The 7029-nt window shown below is 72.7% G+C and carries 7 protein-coding genes; 5 read left to right on the forward strand and 2 right to left on the reverse strand.

Annotated elements, in window-relative coordinates:
- A partial coding sequence (locus CCN72_RS06260) for a WhiB family transcriptional regulator (RefSeq protein WP_086806661.1) occupies positions 1-207 on the reverse strand: 207 nt, incomplete at its 3' end.
- Between the two features lie 621 nt (positions 208-828).
- On the opposite strand from CCN72_RS06260, the gene CCN72_RS06270 reads away from it, so the two are divergent.
- From CCN72_RS06270 to CCN72_RS06285, 4 genes are all read left to right on the forward strand, one after another.
- Positions 829-1347 carry a cysteine dioxygenase gene (locus CCN72_RS06270; RefSeq protein WP_086806662.1) on the forward strand — a complete coding sequence of 173 codons (519 nt, stop codon included), beginning with the start codon at positions 829-831 and terminating at the stop codon, positions 1345-1347.
- Between the two features lie 34 nt (positions 1348-1381).
- The gene (gene cofD, locus CCN72_RS06275) at positions 1382-2341 is read left to right on the forward strand and encodes a 2-phospho-L-lactate transferase (protein ID WP_086806663.1); all 960 of its coding nucleotides are present in this window, start codon (positions 1382-1384) and stop codon (positions 2339-2341) included.
- Positions 2338-3660, forward strand: coding sequence for a coenzyme F420-0:L-glutamate ligase (locus CCN72_RS06280; RefSeq protein ID WP_086806664.1), 1323 nt, complete (start codon positions 2338-2340; stop codon positions 3658-3660). Before cofD ends, CCN72_RS06280 begins: the two co-directional genes overlap by 4 nt.
- An 83-nt stretch (positions 3661-3743) precedes the next feature.
- Positions 3744-4775: a DNA-3-methyladenine glycosylase family protein gene (locus CCN72_RS06285; RefSeq protein WP_167408649.1), complete on the forward strand. Its 1032-nt coding sequence runs from the start codon at positions 3744-3746 to the stop codon at positions 4773-4775.
- Positions 4776-4910: 135 nt separating this feature from the next.
- On the opposite strand, the gene manB is transcribed toward CCN72_RS06285, so the two are convergent.
- Positions 4911-5993 carry a mannose-1-phosphate guanylyltransferase gene (gene manB, locus CCN72_RS06290; RefSeq protein WP_086806665.1) on the reverse strand — a complete coding sequence of 361 codons (1083 nt, stop codon included), beginning with the start codon at positions 5991-5993 and terminating at the stop codon, positions 4911-4913.
- A 183-nt stretch (positions 5994-6176) separates the two neighbouring features.
- Here manB and CCN72_RS06295 point away from each other — a divergent pair, with 183 nt between their 5' ends.
- Positions 6177-6923 (forward strand): TIGR03089 family protein, encoded by a 747-nt coding sequence (locus CCN72_RS06295; protein ID WP_086806666.1) that lies wholly within the window; start codon positions 6177-6179, stop codon positions 6921-6923.
- Positions 6924-7029 lie beyond the last annotated feature (106 nt).

The following is a 7029-nucleotide window of genomic DNA, read 5'->3' on the forward strand; positions in this document are numbered from 1 at the left end:
GCCGAAGCGCTCGTCGTTGGCGAGGGCGTACTCAAGGCATTCGGAGCGGACCTCGCAGGCGAGGCAGACCTTCTTCGCCTCTCTGGTGGAGCCGCCCTTCTCGGGGAAGAAGGACTCGGGGTCGGTCTGGGCGCACAGCGCGCGCTCCTGCCAGCCGAGTTCCTCGTCCGCGTCGTCGACCAGCAGTTGCTGCACCAGCTCGGTCATGTGCGCCCCTCGTCTGTCTTTCGCGTCCCCGTGCGTACGCCGTTACCGATTTCGGCTGAACGACACGAGTGAAATTACAAGTGTGCTGCTCCGGGCGAGTCAAGCCGAGATCTGCTATTGAGCCCGTTATTCACTCTGCGGAACCAAGGCCATGCGGAAAGTGTTCAAATCGGCATAAAGCACGACACTCATCCGCTCCATGAAGGAAGACGTCCTGACGTTCGATCGCGTTGCGCCGCTCGTCGAGCGCTCGGATGTGCCCCATGTGTCCCGGTCCCCCGAGCAGCAAACCTCCTGCGCGGCAGATGACCCGGATGGGGTGAAATGTGTCCCACATGGCGGTCGTCGAGTTGACAGCACTGGTGTGAACCGTTGTCCTAGGGGGCATGCTCGCGAACTCGGTACCCACCTCGACCCGCACCGCCGGGTCCCACGGTGCTGCCCGGGCCCGCTGTAGCTGTTGTCGCTGTTCCAGCTGTTGAGCCGGCCCCTTCCTCTTTCTTTCGGGTCTCCGCTCCGGCTGTCGCCGACGCCTCGTCCTTCCGCGGCTCGGTCGTCCTTCCTTCGCAGCCCCCTCCGCCGGGCTTCCGCTCTTCTCCGCCGAGGAACCAGCACACCCCCATGAACAGCGACAACGACCTCCAGATCGCCGGTGACCTGCTCGAGGTCCCGCACCTGCTCCAGCCGCCGCGCGAGCACCCGGCCACCGTCGCCGAGTTCGCCGGCCTGGCCCGCGCCATCGCCGCCGACCGCGCCCAGTGGGCGGACCTCGTGCGCTACGACGCCACGGCCCGCTGGTACCACCGGCTGCGCACCGGCCCCGGTTACGAGGTCTGGCTGCTGTCCTGGGTGCCGGGGCAGGGCACCGGGCGGCACGATCACGGCCGCTCCTCCGGTGTCCTCACCGTCCTGGAAGGCTCGCTCACCGAGCACACCCGGCGCGGTGCCAGGACGCTCACGCCCGGCGCACAGCACGTGTTCGCGCCGGGGTACGCCCACGAGGTCGTCAACGACGCGCTGGAACCGGCGGTCAGCCTGCACATCTACTACCCGGGTCTTACCGAGATGCCCATGCACCCTGCGGCGCACGCCGGGGCGCACGCCTCCCCCTCCTGCGCAGCGCGTCCGGTGACTGCCTGACGCGTTGTCGGACCCTCCTGCAAGACTGGTTCCCATGCGCATTGTGGTTCTGGCAGGCGGTATCGGTGGTGCTCGGTTCCTGCGTGGTCTCAGGCAGGCCGCGCCCGACGCGGACGTCACGGTGATCGGCAACACCGGCGACGACATCCACCTCTTCGGGCTGAAGGTCTGCCCGGACCTCGACACGGTGATGTACACGCTGGGCGACGGCATCAACGAGGAGCAGGGCTGGGGACGGTCCGAGGAGACCTTCCATCTCAAGGAGGAACTGGCGGCCTACGGGGTCGGCCCCGAGTGGTTCGGGCTCGGCGACCGGGACTTCGCCACGCACATCGTGCGGACGCAGATGCTCGGCGCGGGCTATCCGCTGAGCGCGGTCACCGCGGCGCTGTGCGAGCGGTGGAAGCCGGGCGTGAAGCTGATCCCGATGACCGACGACCGGGTGGAGACGCATGTGGCCGTCGAGGTCGACGGCGAGCGCAAGGCGGTCCACTTCCAGGAGTACTGGGTGCGGATGCGGGCCGGGGTGCCCGCCGAGGCCGTGGTCCCGGTCGGCGCCGAGCACTCCAAGCCGGCCCCCGGTGTCCTGGAGGCGATCGCCGAGGCGGACGTCATCCTCTTCCCGCCGTCCAACCCGGTCGTGTCCATCGGCACGATCCTCGCGGTCCCCGGCATCAGGGAGGCCATCGCGGACGCGGGCGTGCCCGTGGTCGGCCTGTCCCCCATCGTCGGCGACGCGCCGGTGCGCGGGATGGCCGACAAGGTGCTCGCCGCGGTCGGTGTGGAGTCCACGGCCGCCGCGGTCGCCGAGCACTACGGCTCGGGCCTGCTGGACGGCTGGCTGGTCGACACCGTGGACGCGGCGGTGGTCGAACGCGTGGAGGCCGACGGAATCCGCTGCCGTGCCGTACCGCTGATGATGACCGACGTGGCCGCGACCGCGCAGATGGCGCGGGAGGCGCTGACGCTGGCCGAGGAGGTGCGGGGCGCGTGAGTGCGGACCGCGCGGAGGCTCCCGCGTTCCAGGTCTGGGCGCCGGCCGGGCTGCCCGAGGTGCAGCGGGGCGACGACCTCGCCAAGCTGATCGCCGTCGCCGAGCCCGGCCTGGCCGACGGGGACGTGGTGGTCGTCACCTCCAAGATCGTGTCCAAGGCGGAGGGCCGGATCGTCCGGGCCACCGACCGGGAGGCCGCGATCGACGCGGAGACGGTGCGCGTGGTGGCCCGCCGGGGTGCCCTGCGGATCGTGGAGAACCGGCAGGGCCTGGTCATGGCCGCGGCCGGGGTCGACGCCTCCAACACCCCCGCCGGGACCGTGCTGTTGCTGCCCGAGGACCCGGACGCGTCCGCCCGGGCGATCCGCGACGGGCTGCGTGATGTCCTCGGGGTCGAGGTCGGGGTCGTCGTCAGTGACACCTTCGGGCGACCCTGGCGGGCGGGGCTCACGGATGTGGCGATCGGCGCCGCCGGGGTGCGGGTGCTGGACGATCTGCGCGGGGGCACGGACGCGCACGGCAATCCGCTCAGCGCCACCGTGGTGGCCACGGCCGATGAGCTGGCCGCCGCCGGTGACCTGGTCAAGGGCAAGGCCGAGGGGCGGCCGGTTGCGGTGGTGCGGGGCCTGTCCCAGGTGGTGGAACGGGCCGGTGAGACGGGCACGGGCGCGCGGGCGCTGGTGCGCGCTGCGGCCGACGACATGTTCCGGCTCGGCACCTCCGAGGCGGTCCGCGAGGCCGTGACCCTCAGGCGCACCGTAAGGGCGTTCACCGAGGAGCCGGTGGACCCGGGTTCGGTACGGCGGGCGGTGGCGGCGGCCGTGACGGCGCCCGCGCCGCACCACACCACGCCCTGGCGGTTCGTGCTGCTGGAGTCCGCCGAGTCGCGGAACGAACTGCTGGACGCGATGCGGGACGCCTGGATCGCCGACCTGCGCCGGGACGGCAAGAGCGAGGAGTCCATCGCCAAGCGGGTCCGGCGCGGCGAGGTGCTGCGCGACGCGCCCTACCTCGCGGTGCCGTGCCTCGTCATGGACGGCTCGCACCACTACGGGGACGCGCGGCGCGACGGTGCCGAGCGCGAGATGTTCGTCGTCGCCATGGGCGCGGGCGTGCAGAACTTCCTGGTGGCGCTGGCCGGAGAACGCCTCGGCTCGGCCTGGGTGTCGTCCACGATGTTCTGCCGGGACGTGGTGCGCGAGACGCTCGGGCTGCCCCCGGAGTGGGATCCGATGGGCGCGGTGGCGATCGGGCATCCGGCCCAGGCGCCGATGCCGCGGACGGAGCGGGGCGCGGAGGCGTTCATCGAGGTGCGGTGAGACGGGGGCGGGGCCCGGTCTCGCCTAGTCTCGAAGGACGGCACCGCGGCATCCGGCCGCACCGGCGACCCGAGGATCCATCCGTGGCAGGACGTTTCGTTCAGCGGCCCACGCGTACGGCTGTGCGCGGTGGGCAGGCCGGCGTGTCCGCGGGCGGTACGGGGGGTGCGGGTGGGATACCGCGGCAGGTCGCGGTGCCCGCGCGGGTGCGGCGGTGGGTTCCCGGGGGGCCGCTCGATCTCGGTCTGGTGCTCGGGCCGCTGCGGCGCGGGCCCGCCGATCCGACGTTCCGGGCCACGGCGGACGGGTCCGTGTGGCGGGCCTGCCGCACCCCGGCGGGTCCCGGCACGCTGCGGGTACGGGCGTACGGCGGTGAGGTGCTCGGCGAGGCGTGGGGGCCGGGGGCCGAGTGGCTGCTCGACGGTCTGCCCGCGTTGCTCGGGGCGGCCGACGATCCGGAGGCGTTCGTGCCCCGGCACCGGGTCGTGGCCCTGGCGCGGCATCGGCGACCGGGGCTGCGGCTCACACGGACCGGTCTGGTCCTGGAATCACTGATCCCGTCGGTGCTGGAGCAGAAGGTCACGACGGACGAGGCGTATCGGGCGTGGCGGCTGCTGGTGCGGCGGTTCGGGGAGCCCGCGCCGGGTCCCGCGGGGCTCGGTGAGCGGCCGATGTTCGTCATGCCCGCGGCCCGGACATGGGCGCTGATTCCCTCCTGGGAGTGGCATAAGGCCGGGGTCGACGACAAGCGCGCGTCCACGATCCTGCGGGCGGTGCGGGTGGCCGCGCGGATGGAGCAGGCGGTGGACATGCCCCCGGGGGAGGCTCGGGCGCGGCTGGAGGTCGTGCCGGGGGTGGGGGTGTGGACGTCGGCCGAGGTGGTGCAGCGCAGCCATGGGGCGGCGGACGAGGTGACGGTCGGGGATCTGCATCTGCCGGGGATCGTGGGGTGGGCGCTGGCGGGCGACCGGCACGCGGACGACTCCGAGATGCTGCGTCTGCTGGAGCCGTACGCCGGGCAGCGGCACCGTGCCGCCCGGCTGATCCTGTTGAGCGGACTCACCCCTGCTCGGCGGGTTCCGAAGATGCCTCGGGTGGACATCGGGTTGCTCTGAGCCGGAGTTAGAGCTGAGCGGGGATGGGTTCCGCTCACCGGCGCGGGCCGGGTGCCGCTGCGCCCACCCGTGCCGCCCCAGCGGCACGATTGCCCGCAGTTACGGGGGACGCAAGCCTCCCCCGCCCCCGCACCCCTACTGGTCGGAAGAGAACCGCACCGCGCCCGCCGGAATACGCGCGTCGCACCACACCCGCGCCCCCTCGCGGAGCTCGTTGTCGGGGCCGATGACCGCGCCGTCGCCGATGACCGTGCCGGTGAGGACGGAGCGGGTGCCGACGCGGGCGCGGGTGCCGATGAGGGAGTCGGTGATGACCGCGCCGGGCTCGATGACCGCGCCCGGCAGGATCGTCGAGCCGAAGACCCGCGCGCCTTCCGCGACGAACGCGCCCTCGCCCACCACCGTGCCCCCGGTCAGCTTCGCGTCCGGCGCCACCTGGGCCGTCGGCAGCACCAGCCGGTCACCGCAGCGCCCCGGCACCGCGGGCGACGGCGCGCGCCCGAGCACCAGGTCGGCCGAGCCGCGCACGAACGCCGCCGGGGTGCCGAGGTCCAGCCAGTACGTGGAGTCGACCATGCCCTGGAGGTGCGCCCCGGCCGCGAGCAGCTGGGGGAACGTCTCGCGCTCCACCGACACCGGCCGGCCCGCCGGGATCGCGTCGATGACCGAGCGCCGGAAGACGTACGCCCCCGCGTTGATCTGGTCGGTGACGATCTCCTCGGGCGTCTGCGGCTTCTCCAGGAACGCCAGCACCCGGCCCGTCTCGTCGGTCGGCACCAGGCCGTAGGCCCGCGGGTCGGACACCTTCGTCAGATGCAGCGAGACATCCGCGCCCGTCGACTCATGGGTGTCGACGAGGGCCCGGATGTCCAGACCGGTCAGGATGTCGCCGTTGAAGATCAGCACCGGCTCGTCGGGCCCGGAGTGCAGCCGCGAGGCGACATTGCGGATCGCGCCGCCGGTGCCGAGGGGCTCCTCCTCGGTGACGTACTCGAGGTGGAGGCCCAGCGCGGAGCCGTCGCCGAAGTACGGCTCGAAGACCTCGGCCAGATAGCTGGTGGCAAGGACGATGTGCTCGACGCCCGCCGCTCTCGCCCGCGCCAGCTGGTGGGTGAGGAACGGCACGCCCGCGGCCCTGACCATGGGCTTGGGCGTGTGCACGGTGAGCGGGCGCAGCCGGGTGCCTTTGCCGCCGACCAGGAGGATCGCTTCTGTCACCTGTCGTCTCTGCTTCCTGCCGGGACCGGCCGAACTGACTCGTTCTACTCGTATCGGCCGGTCAGTGTATGCAGACCGTAGCGACGGAGGCCGTGACGGCCACGCGGTTTGCCGTGAGACGGGTGTGAGATCAGTGAGAGACGCGCCCCCGTCGCGCGCCGTCGCGCGCGTACCCTGTGCCGGGTGAACGCCACCGATCGCACCCCCGCCGACCTGCTGACTTCCGCCCTCGCCGCGGATCCCGGCCGCCCGCTGGTGACCTTCTACGACGATGCCACGGGCGAACGCGTCGAACTCTCGGTCGCCACCTTCGCCAACTGGGTGGCCAAGACCGCGAACCTCCTTGAGGGCGACCTCTCCGTGGAACCCGGCGACCGGGTCGCGCTGCTGCTGCCCGCGCACTGGCAGACGGCGGTGTGGCTGCTGGCCTGCGCCTCGGTGGGCGCGGTCGCGGACGTGGCCGGGGATCCGGCGGCGGCCGATGTGGTGGTCAGCGGGCCGGACACGCTGGAGGCGGCACGGGCGTGCCGGGGCGAGCGGGTCGCGCTGGCCCTGCGGCCGCTCGGCGGACGGTTCCCGCAGCCGCCGCAGGGGTTCCTCGACTACGCCGTGGAGGTGCCGGGCCAGGGCGACCGGTTCACCTCGCCGTACGGCGGGGAGTCGGCGCTGATCGTGGCCGGCGCGGAGTTCAGCGGGGCCGAGGTCGTGCAGAAGGCCCTCGCCGACTCGGCCGAGCTGGACCTGACGGGGCCCGGCTCGCGGCTGCTGTCCGGGTTGCCGTACGACACCTGGGAGGGGCTCAGCGCGGGGCTGTTCGCGCCGCTGGCCAGCGGGGGATCCGTGGTGCTCTGCCGGAATCTGGAGCGCCTGGCCGAGGATGCGCTGGCGAAGCGGATCGAGAGCGAGAAGGTGACGGCGGTACGGCGGTGAACCCCGCCTGATCCGGCGGGCCCGGCCCCCCTCTTGGAGTAGTACAGGGCGCCTCCTCCCGGCCCGCGCCCCATGGTCGTAGGGACACCTCCTACGACCATGGGGC

Origin of the sequence: Streptomyces murinus (assembly GCF_002154555.1) — a bacterium.
Lineage (GTDB): Bacteria > Actinomycetota > Actinomycetes > Streptomycetales > Streptomycetaceae > Streptomyces > Streptomyces murinus.